At 63.4% G+C, this 254-nt stretch carries 1 protein-coding gene; it reads right to left on the reverse strand.

The genetic code is table 11. The annotated features are described in order from the left end of the window. Nucleotides 1-254: acyl-CoA dehydrogenase family protein (locus EOD29_RS33375; RefSeq protein WP_281059261.1), on the reverse strand; the 254-nt coding region annotated here is incomplete at both ends.

The following is a 254-nucleotide window of genomic DNA, read 5'->3' on the forward strand; positions in this document are numbered from 1 at the left end:
AGCACATCGAGCGCCATGACGTTGCCGGAGCCTTCCCAGATGGCGTTGACCGGAGCCTCCCGGTAATGACGGGCGATCGGCCGCTCCTCGATGTAACCGTTGCCGCCGATGCACTCCATCGCCTCGTAGATCAGCGCGGGTGCGATCTTGCAGCACCAGTATTTGGCGACGGGAGTCATGACGCGGGCATAGGCCGCTTCTTCGGCATTGCCGCGGGCCTTGTCGAAAGCATCGGCAAGACGGAAGGACAGCGC

Origin of the sequence: Mesorhizobium sp. M1A.T.Ca.IN.004.03.1.1 (assembly GCF_003997555.1) — a bacterium.
Classification (GTDB): Bacteria; Pseudomonadota; Alphaproteobacteria; order Rhizobiales; family Rhizobiaceae; genus Mesorhizobium.